Source organism: Modestobacter sp. VKM Ac-2982 (assembly GCF_026967935.1).
GTDB lineage: Bacteria > Actinomycetota > Actinomycetes > Mycobacteriales > Geodermatophilaceae > Modestobacter.
On the sequence record NZ_JAPVBL010000002.1, the window covers coordinates 86,087 to 102,547 of the forward strand.

Genomic DNA, 16,461 nt, shown 5'->3' on the forward strand with positions numbered 1-16,461 from the left:
TCGTCTGAGCCGCACTGGTTGAGAGCGCAACTACTGGCTCGTGGAACCGTACGGCACCCGGGCGCATTCCCGGCCCCGGACGCGGCAGCGCCCCCCGGCCGGGTGGGCAGAGGGGCGCTGTCGAGCGGGTGCTGGTTACTGCAGGGCGTCGACCGTCTGGTGCTCGCCCACCGAGCCGGCCAGCCGGGCCAGCGCCCAGTCGCCGTCACCGAGGAGGTGGTCGATCGCGGTGAGTCGGCTGGTGTAGTGGCCCACCTTGTACTCGGCGGTCACGCCGATCCCGCCGTGCAGCTGGATCGCCTCCTTGCCGATGTGCCGCGATGCCCGGCTGGTCTGCAGCCGGGCCCGGTCGGCGGCGGCGACCACGTCACCGTCGGCGTCGACGACCAGCGTCGCCCACATGACGGTGCTGCGGGCCAGCTCCAGGGAGACGTACATGTCCGCCGCCCGGAAGGTCAGCGCCTGGAACTTGTTCAGCGGCACCCCGAACTGCTTGCGGGCCTTGAGGTACTCCGCCGTCGTGGTCAGCGCCGTCTCCATCGCCCCCAGCGCCTCGTGCCCGTAGGCGACCCGGGCGCGGGCCTGCGCCTTCTCGATGGCCGGTGCCTGGTCGCCGGTGCCCTCGCCCAGCGGCTGGGCCGGGGTGCCGGCGAAGGTGACCTTCGCCGAGCGGGTGCCGTCGTGGTTGCGGTACCCGGTGCGGGTCAGCCCCTCGGCGTCGCCCGGCACCAGGAACAGCCGGGTCGCGCCGCCCACGAGCGCACTGACCACCAGCAGGTCGGCGCGGGCGCCGTTCGGCACCGGCTCCTTGACCCCGGTCAGCCGCCAGGAGCCGCCGTCCTCGGTCGCGGTGACCGACTGGGCGGACGCCTGCCAGCGAGAGCCGATCTCGGTGTGCGCGAAGGCCGGGAGCAGCGTGCCCTCGGCCAGTGCACCGAGCACCTCGGCGCGCTGGGCGTCGGTGCCGAGGTCGGCCACCAGCCCACCGGCGAGGACGACGGCCTCCACGAACGGCTCGGGCGCCAGCACCCGGCCGATCTCCTCGGCCACGATGGACACCTCCACCGGACCTGCGCCCATGCCACCGTCGGCCTCGGCGAACGGCAGCCCGAGCAGGCCCATCTCGGCCAGCTGGCCCCAGGTCTTCTCGTCGAAGCCGGGGTCGGTGCCGACCACCCGCCGGCGCTGCTCGCTGTCCCCGTAGGCCCGGGACAGCAGAGCGCTCACTGCCTCCCGGAGACCGTTCTGCTCGTCGTCGTAGCTGAACTCCATGGTCAGATCACAACCCCAGGATCGAGCCGGCGATGATGGTGCGCTGCACTTCGTTCGAGCCCCCGTAGATGGAGACCTTGCGGTAGTTCAGGTACGACGGGGTGGCCACCTGCGCCCACTCCGGCACGTCGGAGTCCTCGTCGGCGAACGAGGCCACCGACAGCGGGCCGGCGATGTCCACCAGCAGCTCGGTGGCCGCCTGCTGCAGCTCCGAGCCGCGCAGCTTGAGCACCGAGGACGCCGGGTGCGGGCGGCCGCCGGCGGAGTTGGCCACCACCCGCAGGGCGGTGAGCTCCAGGGCCAGCAGCTCGTTCTCCAGCTCGGCGATCCGGGCGGTCATGTACGGGTCCTCCGACAGCGGGGCGCCGTTGACCGTGATGCCACGGGCGTGCTCCTTGGCCTCGATCAGCATCCGCTTGGTCGAGCCGATGCGGGCGATGCCGACCCGCTCGTTGCCGAGCAGGAACTTGGCGTAGTCCCAGCCGTGGTTCTCCTCGCCCACCAGGTTCTCCGCCGGGACGCGGACGTCCTCGAAGAAGACCTCGTTGACCTCGAAACCGCCGTCGAGCAGCTCGATCGGCCGCAGGGTCACCCCGGGGGTGTCCATCGGGAACAGCAGCAGCGAGATGCCGCGCTGCCGCTTCTCGGCGGTGGGGTCGGTCCGGACCAGGCAGAAGATCCAGTCGGCGTGCTGGCCCAGCGTGGTCCAGGTCTTCTGGCCGTTGACCACCCAGTCGTCGCCGTCGCGCACTGCGGTGGTGCGCAGCGACGCCAGGTCGGAGCCGGCGTCGGGCTCGGAGAAGCCCTGGCACCACCAGATGTCGAGGTTGGCGGTGGCGGGCAGGAAGCGCTCCTTCTGCTCCTGCGAGCCGAAGGTGGCGATGACCGGGCCGATCATGCTGGTGTTGAAGGCGAGCGGCTCGGGGACGCCGGCCAGCTGCATCTCCTCGCGCCAGATGTGGCGCTGCAGCGGGGTCCAGTCCCGACCGCCCCACTCCACCGGCCAGTGCGGCACGGCGAGACCGGCGGCGTTGAGCGCGCGCTGGGCCTCGATGAACTGCTCCTTGGTCAGCTCCCGGTGGGCAGCGACCGCGTCCCGGATCGACTGCGGCACCGCGGTGCTGAAGAAGGTGCGCATCTCGTCCCGGAAGGCCCGGTCCTCCGGCGACAGGTGCAAGCGCATGGGTCCTCATTCCTGACGGCAACCCTGCCGTCTCGACGTGGGGTGTCGAACATCCCACATCCGCTACCCGGCAGTAACTCGGGGTCGGCGGCGGCGCCGGGGTCACCCGCCGTGGTCCCCGGGGACCCACCCCGCCCGAAGGAGGGAAGTCCCCCCGATCGGCTGGAGCACCGACCCCGGCAGGACGACGCTGTGGACAGGTTGCGCCGAGGCGTGCGGCTGGACGGCGGGAGGAGGGGCGGCATGTCGGCACGGACCCGAACGGTGAGCGAGCCCCACGCGTCCCCCGAGGTCGTCGCCGCCGTCTTCCACGGGGTGACCGTCAGCGATGCCGCGGCGGTGCTCGTGGTGGAGCAGGTGGGCGCGGTGCTGCGGGTGGGCTGGAGCAACGAGCGGGTCGCGACCCTGCTCGGCTACGGGCCCGAGGACCTGCGCGCGGTGGCCGTCGAACAGCTGCTGCCCTCGCTCGGTGGTGGGGAGCTGAAGCTGCTGCTCCGCCGCGAGCGGACGGTGCACATGACGCTGCCGGTCCGGTGCGCCAGTGGTGCGCTGCTGGACTGCGTGGTCTCCGCCGTCCCGGTGCCGCCACCGGCCGGGCGGCGCTGGACGCTCCGGGTGACCTCCACGGCCAACGAGACCGAGCGGGCGCTGCGGGCGACCGCCGACGCCTCCGAACGCCGCTTCGCCACCCTCACGGAGCGCTCGCCGGTGCCCACGCTGCTGTCCGAGCAGGGCATGCGGCTGGCGCACGTCAACGACGCGTTCTGCGCGCTGGTCGGCATGCAGGCCGAGCAGCTGCTGGGCACCGGCTGGCTGGACGCCGTGCACCCCGACGACCTCGAGACGGTGATCGGCCAGGCCGTCGCCGTCCTCGAGGGTGGCGACCAGACGGCGCAGGCGCGGCTGGTCCGCCAGGACGGCAGCGAGCGCAGCACCGTGATCCGCTTCGCGCACGTCTTCACCCCGGGCGTGGGCACGGGGTTCATCGGCACGATCGAGGACATCACCGACCGGCTGGCCTTCGAGGCGCGGTTGGCGCACCAGGCCAACCACGACCCGCTGACCGGGCTGCCCAACCGCACCCGGCTGGCCGAGCACGTGGCCGCGCGCTTCCGGCCCGGCGCGGGCGGCCTGGCGTGCATCTTCCTGGACCTGGACAACTTCAAGGTGGTCAACGACTCCCTCGGGCACACCGCCGGCGACGCCCTGCTGGTCGAGGTGGCCGGCCGGCTGCGCGCGACGGTGCGACCGGGTGACCTGGTGGCCCGGTTCGGTGGCGACGAGTTCGTCGTCGTCTGCCAGCAGGTGTCCGAGGACGACGCGGTGGCCCTCGCCGAGCGGATCGGGGAGGCGCTGCACCGGCCGCTCACCCTCGCCGGGGTCGAGCTGCACCCCCGGGCCAGCGTCGGCGTCACGGTGCAGACCGCCGAGCACACCGCTGCGGAGGAGTTGATCCGCGACTGCGACATCGCCATGTACCAGGCGAAGGCAGCCGGCAAGGGCCGGATCACCGTGCTCGACTCCGAGGCCCGGGCCCAGGCCCGGGACAAGCTGCGGCTGGTCGCCGACCTGCGCGAGGCGATCGACCACCGGGAGATCACGCTGATGTACCAGCCGATCTTCAGCACCACCGAGCGGACCGCCGTGACGGTGGAGTCGCTGGCCCGGTGGCAGCACCCCGAGCGCGGCGCGATACCGCCCAGCACGTTCGTCGCGCTCGCCGAGGAGAGCGGGCTGGTGTCGGCGCTCGGCCTGCTGGTGCTCGACGAGACGTGCCGGCAGCTGGCCGAGTGGGACGGCCGGCTGGGGTCGGCGGCGCCCCAGCGGGCCAACGTCAACGTCTCGGCCCTCCAGCTGGACGCCAACCTGCACGGCCACGTGCGGTCGGCGCTGCTGCGGCACGGCCTGCAGCCGTCCCGGCTGTCCATCGAGATCACCGAGTCCGCCCTGATGACCGACCCGGCCGCGGCCCGCGCCGTGCTCCTGCAGCTGCGCGAGCTCGGGGTGCGGATCTCCATCGACGACTTCGGCACCGGCTACTCCTCGCTGGCCTACCTGCGGCACCTGCCCGTCGACTGCCTCAAGGTCGACCGGTCCTTCGTGGCCGAGCTGGCCGACGGGCACCCCGAGATCACCACCGCGGTCATCGCGCTGGCCCGCAGCCTCGGTCTGGACACCGTGGCCGAGGGCGTGGAGACCGAGCAGCAGGCCGACGAGCTGGCCCGGCTGGGCGCCACCTACCTGCAGGGCTTCAGTCTCGCCGCGCCGCTGTCCGGCGACGACGCCGCCACCTGGTTCGCCGACGCGCAGACCGCCGCCACCGGACCCGCCCGACACCCCGACCTGGAGCTGACGTGACCCCGTCCGCGGCACCGTCCCTGACCGTCGCCCCGGTCTTCGACCTGGAGCGGGTGCTGGGCAGCATCGACAGCATGGCCGCCCAGCGGCCGGTCGCCGCCCAGGTCGTCGCCGAGACGAACTCCGACCGGTCGAGCGCCAAGGAGCTGTCCCGGTTGCTCGGCGCCGACGTCGCGCTGGCCGGCCGGGTGATGAAGCTCGCCAACTCCGCCTTCTACGGGATGCGGGGGCGGGTGACCTCGTTGCAGTTCGCGGTCACCGTCGTCGGGTTCGGCACGGTGCGCACGATGGCGACGGTCGCCCTGACCGACCTGGACGACGAGTCGCGGCTGCCCGAGGACTTCTGGGAGGTCAGCACCACCCTGGCGCTGGCCGCGTCCACCCTCGCGCCGCGGTTCGCCGAGCGCCCGCAGGACGCGCTCTGCCTCGGGCTGCTGGCCCAGATGGGCGTCGCGCTGCTGCACCACAACGACGCGGAGGGCTACGCCGAGCTGTGGACCACTCACCGGTCGGCGGTCTCCCGGCGGACGGCGGAGGTGCAGCGGTACGGCATCTCGGCGTTGCGGCTGACCTCGGTGGCGCTGGAGCAGTGGGGCTTCCCGGCGGGGATGCTCCTGCCGCTCCAGCAGGTGGACGACGAGACCTCCTTCCAGGGTGCCCTGCTCCGCTCCGCCCTCGAGGTCACCGGCCGGCTCACCGACGGCGCGCACGAGGAGACCCCGATCGAGCGGGTCAGCTGCGGCCAGCTGCGAGAGCGCGACGTCGCCCCGCTGCTCGCCCAGGTCCGCACCGACGCCGAGGAGCTGCGCGCCGCCCTGCTCGGCTGAGCAGGGCAGCGCGCAGCTCGCCGCTCAGGTGGCGGGCTCGGGGTTGTCCGGCTGCGGGTCCACGCCCACCGTGGGCAGGTAGCCCGGCGCCTCGCGCGCCGCGGCCTGGTCCTCGAAGTCCGCGGCGATGTCCAGCACCCGGGCGTCGTCCCAGCGGGTCCCGAAGAACGAGACGCCCACCGGCAGCGAGTCCCGCGGGCCGGCGAAGCCGGCCGGGACGGTGACGTTCGGGTAGCCGGCCACCGCGGCCGGGCCGGAGGTGCTGTAGACGAACGCGTCGGCCCTGCCGTCCAGGTACTCGTACTCGGTCAGCCACGCGGGGGTGTTGGTCAGCCCGACGATCGCGGCCAGGTCGTCCTCCGGGCCGGCGCCCTGGGCGAGCACCTCGTCGATCGAGGCGCGGGCCAGCGTCCGGATCCGGTCCCGGGTCTCCCGGATCGCCGGGTCCTCGGCCGGCACCGTGGCCGCCTGGGCCTGCTCGAGCAGCTCCTGGCCGAAGTAGGCCAGCTCCACCGGGTCCTGCTCGTTGAACTCGATGATGCCGGCGAGGTCGGCCGGGTGGTCACCGGGCGTGGCGGCCAGGTAGGCGTTCAGGTCCCGCTTGAACTCCGCCAGCAGGGCCGGCAGCTCACCGGCACCGATCTCCTCCTGGTAGGCCAGCTGCACCGGGACGGCGGTCGCGCCGGCGGCCTCGATCTGCTTCACCGCCGCGGCGAACACCTCCTCGGTCCGGTCGTCGACGGCCGCCGACTGTTCGGGGGTGAGCGTCCAGACGCCGATCCGGGCGCCCTCCAGCGCGTCGAGGTCCAGGTCGGCGAAGTCGGTGTCCAGGTCGGCGGGGATCTCGGCGGTGGCGGCGTCGGCGTCGTCGGAGCCGGCCAGCACCTCCAGCACCAGCGCCGCGTCGACGGCGTGCCGGGCCATCGGGCCGGCGGTGTCCTGCTCGGCGGAGATCGGGACGATGCCGGTCCGGCTGACGAGGCCGAGGGTCGGCTTGACGCCGATCACGCCGTTGGCCCCGGCCGGGCAGACGATCGAGCCGTCGGTCTCGGTGCCGATCGCCACCTGGGACAGCGAGGCGGCGACGCCGACCGCGGAGCCCGAGGAGGAGCCGCACGGGTTGCGGTCGAGCACGTAGGGGTTGGCGGTCTGGCCGCCGACGCCGCTCCAGCCGCTGGAGGAGGCGCTGCCGCGCAGGTTGGCCCACTCGGAGAGGTTGGCCTTGCCCAGCACGATCGCGCCGGCGTCCCGGAGCCGCCGGGTGATCTCGGCGTCGTCCGGGCGGCTGTCCAGCATCGCCCGGGAGCCCGCCGTGGTCGGCAGCTGCTCGGTGTCCACGTTGTCCTTCAGCAGCACCGGGATGCCCTCGAGCGGCCGGCGGTCCTGGCCCCGCTGCCGTGTGCGGTCGCTGGCTGCCGCGTCGCGCAGGGCGTCGGGGTTGATGCTGAGCACGGCGCCGAGGTCGTCGTTGACGGCGGCGATCCGTGCCAGGTAGGCCCCGGTGAGCTGGACGGCGGTCAGTTCGCCGGCGTCCATCCGCTCCTGCAGCTCGGGGATGGTCGACGCGTCGAGGTCCAGGCCGCGGATCGGCAGGGTCCCGGAGCCGGCCGCGTCGGCGACGCCGGGGCCGGCCTGGCCCGTGTCGGCCGGCGCGGCGACGGCGCTGGCCGGGACCAGCAGGGCGGCGGCGAACGCGGCGGTCACCGCGGCCCTCCGACGCAGGGGAAGGGCGGGAACGCGCATGGGTCCTCCGAGGCAGCCGGGGCTGGGGTAGCTGCACGCTAAGCCGACCGCCCGGAGTGCGCTCGGTCAACCCGGAGGGCCGACGTCACAGGCCCGCCGGGTCACCCCGACCGGCCGTGGGAGGGCATGGTGGAGGGGTGTTCGACAGCGACTTCGGTCCGGACCTGATGGCCCTGCTCAGCCGGGAGGTGCTCCGCGAGCGCGTCGGTGCGCTGATCGCGGAGGCCTGCGCCTGGTCGGTCGGCCTCTCCGACCACGACCACCACCTGCGGGTCCGCGGCCGCGTGACGGCCACCGGGCTGACCCTCGGCGCCCGGGCGGTGACCGGCCAGCCGCTCAGCGGTGAGGAGGACGGCCGCCTCGAGCTGGGCGACGCCCGCCCCGGGAGCTTCCAGGACGCGCTGAACGCGGTCACCGCCGACGGCACCCTCTACGCCGAGCACTTCGACCGGGAGGTCGTCGAGCCGTTCGTGCTCGCCACCTGCGTCGCTGCGGCCGAGCGCGCCCGGACGACCCGTTCCGCCGACTGGGCCGAGCTCCTCGACGAGCTCGGCGAGGACGACGGCGACCTGGTCGAGGTCGTCCGGGTGGGGGAGTGGGAGGCGCCGCTGCGGATCGAGGCCGAGCACCTGGTGCTGGCGGCGCTGGGCACGGTGCCGCTGGTCGAGGTGGAGGCGGAGGGGCTGCCGCTGTCGCTGGTCCGCGCCGCGGAGGCGGTCACCCGGGCGGCGGCGCCGGCCGCCGTCCCGGAGGTCGGGCCGGCGGCGGACGAGCTGGCGGGCGCCCTGTTCCTGGCCGAGGCGGCGATCAGCTCCGCCGGGCTGCCGGTCCCCGTGCCGGTGTCCACCGCCGACCGGTTGCTGGACGTGCTGCTGGCCGAGGGGCTGCTGCCCGAGGAGGTGCCGGCGCTGCTGCCGCACCTGCCGGTGGAGCCGGGCACGGCGGCCGAGGTCCGGGCGACGATCGCCGCCCTGGGGCGGGGGGCCTGAGTCAGCCGGCGGTGGGCGGGGGCAGCCGGACGACGTCGGCGGTGACCCCGTGCTCGTGCAGCCGACCGGGCGCCGGGCTGTCGTAGACGACCAGCAGCTGCGGGCCGGCCGGGTCGTCGTCCAGCAGGCCGATGCCCTCCGCGTGGTCGACGCCGACGCCGAACGGCAGGTCGACCTCGCAGCTGAGCAGCTCGTCGCGCACCACCTGCGGGGTGTCCGCGGTCAGGGCGCCGTGCCAGCGGAACACGTGCACCGGCCCGTCCAGGTCCATCGTCGGGCCGGCGAGCACGAGCAGGTCGGCGCCGTGCGGGCACAGGTCCCGCACCCCGAGCCCGGCGAGGTCCAGCACGTGCTTGCGGTAGCGGCGGCCGTCGGCGAACGGCTCGAGCAGCAGCCGGCCGGGATCGTCCGGGTCGACCGTGGGGCGGAGCTCGAGCACCATCGCCCAGCCGCGCAGCACCGGGCCGCGCAGGCCCAGGTACACCCGCTCCCTGGCCACCGCGATGCCCTCGACGTCCAGGCCGTTGTCCTTGCCCGGGATCGCCAGGAACGGGGCCAGGTGCTCGTCGTCGGCGAGCAGGTCGCGCAGGTCCGGGCCGTGCGCCCCGAACACGGCGGCCCGCTGCGTCCGGCCGGCGACGGTCGTCTCCCGCACCGGCGTGGGCAGGCCGTCGACGTCGATGACCGGGATCCGCACGAGCACCTGCCGGTTGGCCTGCCCGGTCACCCGGGCCAGCCGGCGCAGCGCCTTCTCCCCGTCGTGGCGTGGCTTGATCCGCTTGCGCCGCAGGCTGTGCGACCCGACAGCCCAGAGGAAGTCCCCGGCCCGGGCGATCCCCTCGATGTCGGCCTCCTCGTCGGCGTCCTCGCCCGGGAGCTCGACGAGGTCGGCGAGCCGGCAGCTGGTCTGGTCGGCGTAGTGCCGCGGCTCCCGGGGGTCGTCGGCGACGAGCCGCTCGATCGTCGCGGTCTCGTCCCCGGCGACCCAGAGCACCGGGCCGTCGCTGCGGACGGCGGAGAGGTTCGTGTGGGTGCCCGACTCCCGGGCCCCGGCGGTGAAGGACAGCCGGACGGTGCGCTCGATGCTCACGCCCGCCACCTTGGCACGCCGGCGACGGCGTGCACGGGGGACTTCTCCCGGCCGCCGTCCGGGGTGACCATGGGAGGGCACGCATCCTCCTGGAAGGACAGTGCCATGAGCACCTCCGCCGACCGCCCTCGCCGGCCGCACCCCGACCCGCTGACCATGACCCCCGCCGAGAAGGTGATCGCCGAGTGGGAGGCCCGCCACGACGTCGCGGCCCGGGGCTCCCGGCCGACCTTCGGGACGGTGCAGCACTATCTGGCCGAGACCCGGTCCCGGGAGCGCTGCGACGAGGCGGCCCGGCCACGCGCCGCCGAGCGGGACAAGCGGCGCTGAGCCGGTCGGGGAACTCCGGGACGGCCGGCCCCGTTGGCGGGCCATGGACCTGGTCTGCCCGAAGTGTCAGGGGACGATGCGCACGTACGAGCGCAACGGCGTCCACGTCGACCAGTGCACCGACTGCCGGGGCATCTTCCTCGACCGCGGCGAGCTGGAGCGCCTGGTCGACGCGGAGAACGCCTGGCACGACGGCCCGGCCCCGGCCGCCCCGCCCGCGGCCCGGCCCTCGGCCCAGCAGCCGTTCTCGCACGCGCCGGCGCAGCACCCGCAGTCATCCCCGTCGAGCTCCCAGCCGGCCTCGCTGGGCGCCGTGGTCAGCGAGGTGCTGGGCCAGGTGCGGGCCAGCAGCTCCGGCTCGGCGCACGGTGCGTACGGCAAGCCGCGCAAGAAGAAGTCGCTGATCAGCGAGCTCTTCGGCTGACAGGGGCGCGCGCCCACTGATCGGCGTCGAGATCGGGCTGGTGGCGGTCTTGCCGTGCGGGAGGCAGCCACCAGCCCGATCTCGGCGGGCGGGCGGGCCGTACGGTCGCGGGGTGGCTGACGACGACCTCACCCCGTTCACCCCTGCCGGGGCCGAGCGGCTGCGTGCCGCCGCGGCCGAGCTGGCTGCGGCGGTGACCGCGCACGCCGAGGCGGTGGCGGCGGTGACCGGGGACGCCGGCATGCCCGAGGTCTTCGCTGCCAGCGACCGGCTGCTCCCTGCGGTGCTGGCCTACGCCGACGCGCAGTTCGACCTCACCGGCAACGACTTCCCGTTCGGCGTCCTGCACGGCTACGCCGAGGACGACGAGCAGGACGACGAGCCGCAGGTCGGTGACGCCGCGGTCGGCGACGTGGCGGACGGCGGGGGGACCGCCTCCGGGACGACCGACGTCTCGGTCCTGCAGCGGCACGACCTGCGGGTCACCGACGAGGCCGCGGTGCTGGCCGCCGGCCGCCGGGCGTACCTGCGTTCGCGGCCCGACGGCGACGCCGCCGCGGCGGCCGCCGACGTGACGGACCTGGGCCGGGCGCTGTCCCAGCTGGCCGACGCCGACGGCTGGGACGCCGTGGGGGAGACGCCGGGGCTGCGGGCGACGGGCCGGTCGGTGCTGGTCATCGGTCGGGAGCTCGACCCTGGCGCCGACCCGGACGACGACACCGAGGACGACGGCGGCGAGCTGCTGTGGTCGCAGCAGGACGTGTTCCCCGGCTGACCCGCGTGGGGTAGGGGAGCGGCATGCCTGACTACGACGTGAACGAGGCCGGGGTCGCCCACGCCCGGGAGCTGATCGACGCCGGGGAGTACGACGACCAGACCGAGTGGTCCGACGCCGCGCCGTCGACCGACGAGGAGAACGAGGAGCGGGACGACGAGGGCCAGGAGGGCTACGCGCAGTGGCACCTGGCGGTCGACCCGGACAAGGGCGAGGGCACCAAGGGCCGCTACCGGTTCCCCTACGGCGACTTCGCCAAGGTCAACCGGGCGGCGCTGATCCACGCCAAGCAGCGGGCCAGCCAGAACGACCACCCGGAGATCGAGAAGGCCGCCGACGACCTGCTGCAGCGCCTGGACGCCAAGCGTTCGTGACCCCGCGCGGTCGAGGCGTCAGCCCGGCAGCATGCTGCCGGTCTCCAGGTAGCGGGTGTGCCAGCTGAGCGCCTCGGCCAGCAGGTGCGGGGTGTGCCGGCCGTACGCGCTGCGCTCGGCCCGCTCGTAGTAGTCGGCCAGCAGCGGCCGGTAGTCCGGGTGCGCGCACTTGTCGATCACCAGCTGCGCCCGCTTGCGCGGCGGCAGGCCGCGCAGGTCGGCCAGCCCGTGCTCGGTGACGACGACCGACACGTCGTGCTCGGTGTGGTCGACGTGGGACACCATCGGCACGATCGAGGAGATCGCGCCGCCCTTGGCCGTCGACGGGGTGAGGAAGAAGGAGACGTAGGCGTTGCGGGCGAAGTCGCCCGAGCCGCCGATCCCGTTCTGGATGCGGCTCCCCATCAGGTGCGTGGAGTTCACGTTGCCGTACAGGTCGGCCTCGATCATCCCGTTCATCGCCAGCACCCCCAGCCGGCGGACGATCTCCGGGTGGTTGCTGATCTCCTGCGGCCGCAGCACGATCCGGTCCCGGAACTCGGCCACGTGCGCGTTGAAGTCCGCGATCGCGGTGGGGCTCAGCGAGAACGCCGTCGCCGACGTGGAGGCGAGCGTGCCCGAGCGCAGCAGGTCCAGCATGCCGTCCTGGATCACCTCGGTGTAGGCGGTCAGCTGCTCGAACCGCGACTCCTGCAGCCCGGACAGGACGGCGTTGGCCACGTTCCCGACGCCGGACTGCAGCGGCAGCAGCTCGGCTGGCAGCCGGCCCACGGTGACCTGGTGCTCGAGGTACTCGATCAGGTGCCCGGCGATGGCCCGCGCGGTGTCGTCCGGCTCGCTGAACGGGGTGTTCCGGTCCGGGGAGTGGGTCTCGACGACGGCGACGACCTTGTCCGGGTCGACCCGCAGGTGCGGCACCCCGATCCGGTCGCCGGGCCGGGTCAGCTGCACCGGCCGGCGGTTCGGGGGCAGCGCCGTCCCGTAGTAGACGTCGTGCATGCCGTCCAGCCCGGCCGGCTGCCAGCTGTTGACCTCCAGCACCACCCGTTCGGCGAGGTCCAACCAGGTCTTGTTGTTCCCGACCGAGGAGGAGGGGATCAGCTGCCCGTCCTCGGTGATCCCGCTGACCTCCACGACGGCGACGTCCAGCGGGCCGAGGAACCCCTCCCAGGCCAGCTGGGCCACGTGGGACAGGTGGACGTCGACGTAGTCGATCTCCCCGGCGTTGATCTTCTGCCGGGCGACCGGGTCGGACTGGTAGGGCAGCCGCAACCCGATGCCGTCCGCGGCGGCGAGCGCGCCGTCCAGCTCCGGGGCGGTGGAGGCGCCGGTCCACAGGTCGACCTGGAACGGCTCTCCGGCGGCGTGTGCGGCGGTGATCCGCTCGGCCAGCAGTCCCGGGACCGCCTTCGGGTGCCCGGCGCCGGTGAACCCGCTCATCCCGAGCGTGTCCCCGGGCCGGATCAGCGCGGCCGCCTCGTCGGCCGGCACCACCTTGCGGGCCAGGGCTGCGTTGCGGATCCGACCGGTGTCCATCGTCCTCCGACCTCGTCGTGGCGGGCCGCTCCGGCCCACCCGGACGACGCTACGGGCGGGACCATGGTCCCGCCCGGGGAGGCCGGCGGACCCGCGCGGTCGGGTCCGCCGGCCGGTGCTCAGGCCGTCCGGGGGGTGTCGGAGCGCGCCCCCAGCTCGGCCGTCGGGCCGCTGACCTTGCGCGAGCCCTTCACCGTGGCGAACGAGGTCTCGTAGCCGACCGTCGCCTGCGGGTCCAGCCGAGGGTCCACGGCCAGGCCCTTGTCGCCGTTGCTGCGGATGAACCAGAAGTCCGCCTGCACCCGCTCCGGGGTCACGTCCAGGACGACGAAGCCGTGGCCGATGCCCTCGAGGTAGCGGACCCAGGGGTTGGCGCCCTGGAAGGCGGCGGTGGTGGCGGTGGCGGCGGCCGCGGAGCCGACGGCCTCCTTGAAGCCGTTGCTGGTCACCGACGGGCAGACGAACTCCACGCCGACCGAGTTGCCGTCGCCGGGGTAGTCGGCCAAGTCGGTGGGCAGGTCGTTGGCCCAGGAGGAGTGGATGTCGCCGGTCAGCACCACCGGGTCGGTGTGCTGCGCGGCGGCCATCGCCTCCAGCACCGCGCGCTGGTCGGCCTGGTAGCCGTCCCACTGGTCGGTGTTGAACACCGAGCCGGGCACCGTGCCGGGCCGGGGGACGGAGAACACCCGCGCGAAGACCGTCTGGTTGCCGACCAGGTGCCAGTCGGTGCGCCCGGTGCGGATGCCCTTCGTCAGCCAGTCCAGCTGCGGCGGCTCGGGCAGGTGCCGCCGCGGGTCGGTCAGGGCCGGGTTGAGCGCGCCGTCGACCGTGCCCGGGACCTGCTCGCTGCGGTTCTGCCGGGTGTCGATGACCGACAGCTCGGCCAGGTCGCCGAAGCTGAAGCGACGGAAGAACTGCCGGCCCTTGCTGGCGTGCGGCTGCCACATCGCGGGCTCGCGGATCGGCATCCACTCGAGGTAGGCCTGGAACGCCTTGGCCCGGCGGAACAGGAAGTCGCCCTCGGGCTTGATGCCGTCGGGCTTGCCCGGCTCGGTGTAGGGGGTGGCCGGGTCGTCGTCCCGCTCGTGGTTCTCCGCGCCGAAGTCGTAGGCGTCGTTGGTGATCTCGTGGTCGTCGAAGATGACGATCCACGGGTGCTGCTGGTGCGCCCGCTGCAGGTCCGGGTCGGTCTTGTACAGCGCGTGCCGGATCCGGTAGTCCTCCAGCGACACCATCTCGTGGACCGGCTCGTGGTCACGGATGCCGATCAGCGCGTTCGGCCCGTACCGGTCGCCGGAGCCGGCCACGCCCGCCACCCGCGGGGCGTTGCCGTACTCGTAGAGGTAGTCGCCCAGGTGCAGCACGAAGTCCAGGTCGTCGCGGGCGGCGATCCCGCGGTAGGCGGTGAAGTACCCACCGGTCCAGTTGCTGCAGGAGGCGAACGCCATCCGCAGCGCGTGGGTCTGGCCGGGCTCGTCCGGGGCGGTCTGGGTGCGGCCGGCCGGGGAGGTCTGACCGGCGCAGGTGAACCGGTACCAGTAGCGGGTGTAGGGGGTCAGCCGGTTCACCACGACCTTGACGGTGTGGTCGCGGCTGACGTCGGCGACGACGTTGCCGCTGCGCACGATGCGGGTGAACGCCTCGTCCGCGGCGACCTCCCAGCGGACCGGGACGGCGGGCCCGCGGCGGCTGCCGGGGAGGGACTCGGGAGTGGGCGTCACCCGGGTCCAGATGAGCAGCTCGGTGGCCGTCGGGTCGCCGCTGGCGACGCCGAAGCCGAAGACGCCGGAGCGGGCGGTCTCGGCCACGGCCGCGCGGGCGGCCTCGCTCGTGAGCCCACCGAAGGTCAGGGCGGCGGCGGTGACCGCGCCGCCCTTCAGGACGGTGCGGCGGGACAGGGGTGCTTCGAGGGACATGCGGGCACTGTGGTTGCACCGGGCGACGAGTTGGCGGTGCCTGCGTGAACGGCCGGCGTCCCCCGCTCGGCCGTTTCCCCTCCGGAGGGGGCGGGCACGTGCACGAGGCAGGCGAGCTCTGCCGGGCCGCCGGAGCGCCTTCCGCGAGCGCCGCCGTCCGGCACCGACCCGCGACCAGCACGACGACGGGAGACCCCCATGGCGATCGCCACGATCAACCCCACCACCGGGGAGACGCTGAAGACCTACGAGCCGCTGTCCGACGACGCGCTCGAGGAGAAGATCGGTCGCGCAGCCGCCGCGTACCGCAGCTACCGGCGCACCTCGGTCGAGGACCGGGTGCGCTGGCTGCGGGCCGCGGCCGACGTGCTGGACTCCGACACCGACGGCGTCGCCGAGCTGATGACCACCGAGATGGGCAAGACGCTGTCCTCGGCGAAGGCCGAGGTCGGCAAGTGCGCGAAGGCGTTGCGCTGGTACGCCGAGCACGGCCCGGCGCTGCTGGAGCCGGAACCGAAGGACGCCGAGGCCGTCGGCGCGCAGCAGGCCTACGTCTCCTGGCAGCCGCTGGGCGTGGTGCTGGCGGTGATGCCGTGGAACTTCCCGCTCTGGCAGGCGATGCGGTTCGCCGCCCCGGCGCTGATGGCCGGCAACGTCGGCCTGCTCAAGCACGCCAGCAACGTGCCGCAGACGGCGCTGTACCTGGAGGAGCTGTTCCGCAAGGCCGGCTTCCCGGACGACGTCTTCCAGACCCTGCTGATCGGCTCGGGCACGATCGAGCGGGTGCTGCGCGACGACCGGGTGGTCGCCGCGACCCTCACCGGCAGCGCGCCGGCCGGACAGTCGGTCGCCGCGATCGCCGGTGACGCGCTCAAGCCCACGGTGCTGGAGCTCGGTGGGTCCGACCCGTTCATCGTGATGCCCTCCGCGGACCTGGCGGCCGCGGCGGGGGTGGCGGTCACCAGCCGCAACCAGAACAACGGGCAGAGCTGCATCTCGGCCAAGCGGTTCTTCGTGCACCGCGACGTCGCCGAGGAGTTCACCCGGCTCTTCGCCGAGAAGATCGGTGCGCTGACCGTCGGCGACCCGATGGACCCCGACACCGAGGTCGGCCCGCTGGCCACGGAGTCCGGCCTGCAGGACGTGCACGACTACGTGGAGGACGCCCGCAGCAAGGGCGCCACCGTCGTCGTCGGCGGCACCCGACTGGACCGGCCGGGCTGGTTCTACGAGCCGACGCTGCTGACCGGCATCACGCCGGAGATGGACCTCTACGCCGAGGAGGTCTTCGGGCCGGTGGCCGCGCTGTTCACCGTCGACAGCCTGGACGAGGCGATCGAGATCGCCAACAGCCACCCCTACGGGCTCGGCTCCAACCTGTGGAGCGAGGACGAGGGGGAGCGGGCACAGTTCATCCGGGACATCGAGTCGGGCATGGCGTTCGTCAACGGCATGACGACGAGCTACCCGGAGCTGCCGTTCGGCGGGGTGAAGCAGAGCGGCTACGGCCGGGAGCTGACCGAGCTGGGCATGCGCGAGTTCATGAACGGCAAGACCGTCTGGATCGGTGCCCCGAGCAGCGAGCAGGGCACCGGCGACACCGCCGGCTCGGCGAACGAGTGACCCGAGGCTGCTGCTGTTCGT

At 73.8% G+C, this 16,461-nt stretch carries 14 protein-coding genes; 8 read left to right on the top strand and 6 right to left on the bottom strand.

The window, feature by feature from the left end; translation table 11 throughout:
* Positions 1-135 precede the first annotated feature (135 nt).
* Together O2W20_RS07420 and O2W20_RS07425 are read right to left on the bottom strand one after the other, a co-directional pair.
* Complete coding sequence (locus O2W20_RS07420) at positions 136-1,272, bottom strand: acyl-CoA dehydrogenase family protein (protein ID WP_269173278.1); 1,137 nt, start codon at positions 1,270-1,272, stop codon at positions 136-138.
* A 7-nt stretch (positions 1,273-1,279) separates the two neighbouring features.
* A complete protein-coding gene (locus tag O2W20_RS07425; protein WP_269173277.1) occupies positions 1,280-2,455 on the bottom strand; it encodes an acyl-CoA dehydrogenase family protein in 1,176 nt (391 codons plus the stop codon).
* 264 nt (positions 2,456-2,719) lie between these two features.
* Here O2W20_RS07425 and O2W20_RS07430 point away from each other — a divergent pair, with 264 nt between their 5' ends.
* On the top strand, positions 2,720-4,813 hold the full coding sequence (locus tag O2W20_RS07430; RefSeq protein WP_269173276.1) for a putative bifunctional diguanylate cyclase/phosphodiesterase: 2,094 nt from the start codon (positions 2,720-2,722) through the stop codon (positions 4,811-4,813).
* The gene (locus O2W20_RS07435; RefSeq protein WP_269173275.1) at positions 4,810-5,640 is read left to right on the top strand and encodes an HDOD domain-containing protein; all 831 of its coding nucleotides are present in this window, start codon (positions 4,810-4,812) and stop codon (positions 5,638-5,640) included. The genes O2W20_RS07430 and O2W20_RS07435 overlap by 4 nt, the downstream gene beginning before the upstream one ends.
* Positions 5,641-5,664: 24 nt before the next feature.
* On the opposite strand, the gene O2W20_RS07440 is transcribed toward O2W20_RS07435, so the two are convergent.
* Positions 5,665-7,344: an amidase gene (locus O2W20_RS07440; RefSeq protein ID WP_269173274.1), complete on the bottom strand. Its 1,680-nt coding sequence runs from the start codon at positions 7,342-7,344 to the stop codon at positions 5,665-5,667.
* 176 nt (positions 7,345-7,520) lie between these two features.
* Between O2W20_RS07440 and O2W20_RS07445 the strand changes: the two genes are divergently transcribed.
* On the top strand, positions 7,521-8,372 hold the full coding sequence (locus O2W20_RS07445; RefSeq protein WP_269173273.1) for a hypothetical protein: 852 nt from the start codon (positions 7,521-7,523) through the stop codon (positions 8,370-8,372).
* A 1-nt stretch (position 8,373) separates the two neighbouring features.
* Here O2W20_RS07445 and O2W20_RS07450 read toward each other — a convergent pair whose 3' ends face one another.
* Complete coding sequence (locus O2W20_RS07450) at positions 8,374-9,462, bottom strand: DUF3616 domain-containing protein (protein ID WP_269173272.1); 1,089 nt, start codon at positions 9,460-9,462, stop codon at positions 8,374-8,376.
* 105 nt (positions 9,463-9,567) lie between these two features.
* Between O2W20_RS07450 and O2W20_RS07455 the strand changes: the two genes are divergently transcribed.
* The 4 genes from O2W20_RS07455 to O2W20_RS07470 all read left to right on the top strand — a co-directional run bounded on the left by O2W20_RS07455 (position 9,568) and on the right by O2W20_RS07470 (position 11,365).
* Positions 9,568-9,792, top strand: coding sequence for a hypothetical protein (locus tag O2W20_RS07455; protein WP_269173271.1), 225 nt, complete (start codon positions 9,568-9,570; stop codon positions 9,790-9,792).
* Positions 9,793-9,868: 76 nt separating this feature from the next.
* The gene (locus O2W20_RS07460; protein WP_442928952.1) at positions 9,869-10,216 is read left to right on the top strand and encodes a TFIIB-type zinc ribbon-containing protein; all 348 of its coding nucleotides are present in this window, start codon (positions 9,869-9,871) and stop codon (positions 10,214-10,216) included.
* Positions 10,217-10,328: 112 nt separating this feature from the next.
* Positions 10,329-10,991 (top strand): hypothetical protein, encoded by a 663-nt coding sequence (locus O2W20_RS07465; RefSeq protein WP_269173269.1) that lies wholly within the window; start codon positions 10,329-10,331, stop codon positions 10,989-10,991.
* A gap of 23 nt (positions 10,992-11,014) precedes the next feature.
* On the top strand, positions 11,015-11,365 hold the full coding sequence (locus O2W20_RS07470; RefSeq protein ID WP_269173268.1) for a hypothetical protein: 351 nt from the start codon (positions 11,015-11,017) through the stop codon (positions 11,363-11,365).
* 18 nt (positions 11,366-11,383) lie between these two features.
* On the opposite strand, the gene O2W20_RS07475 is transcribed toward O2W20_RS07470, so the two are convergent.
* Entirely contained in the window at positions 11,384-12,901 is a 1,518-nt protein-coding gene (locus O2W20_RS07475; protein ID WP_269173267.1) for an acetyl-CoA hydrolase/transferase family protein, read from the bottom strand.
* 119 nt (positions 12,902-13,020) lie between these two features.
* A complete protein-coding gene (locus tag O2W20_RS07480; protein WP_269173266.1) occupies positions 13,021-14,817 on the bottom strand; it encodes an alkaline phosphatase D family protein in 1,797 nt (598 codons plus the stop codon).
* 198 nt (positions 14,818-15,015) lie between these two features.
* Between O2W20_RS07480 and O2W20_RS07485 the strand changes: the two genes are divergently transcribed.
* Positions 15,016-16,440: an NADP-dependent succinic semialdehyde dehydrogenase gene (locus O2W20_RS07485; RefSeq protein ID WP_269173265.1), complete on the top strand. Its 1,425-nt coding sequence runs from the start codon at positions 15,016-15,018 to the stop codon at positions 16,438-16,440.
* Positions 16,441-16,461: the final 21 nt, after the last annotated feature.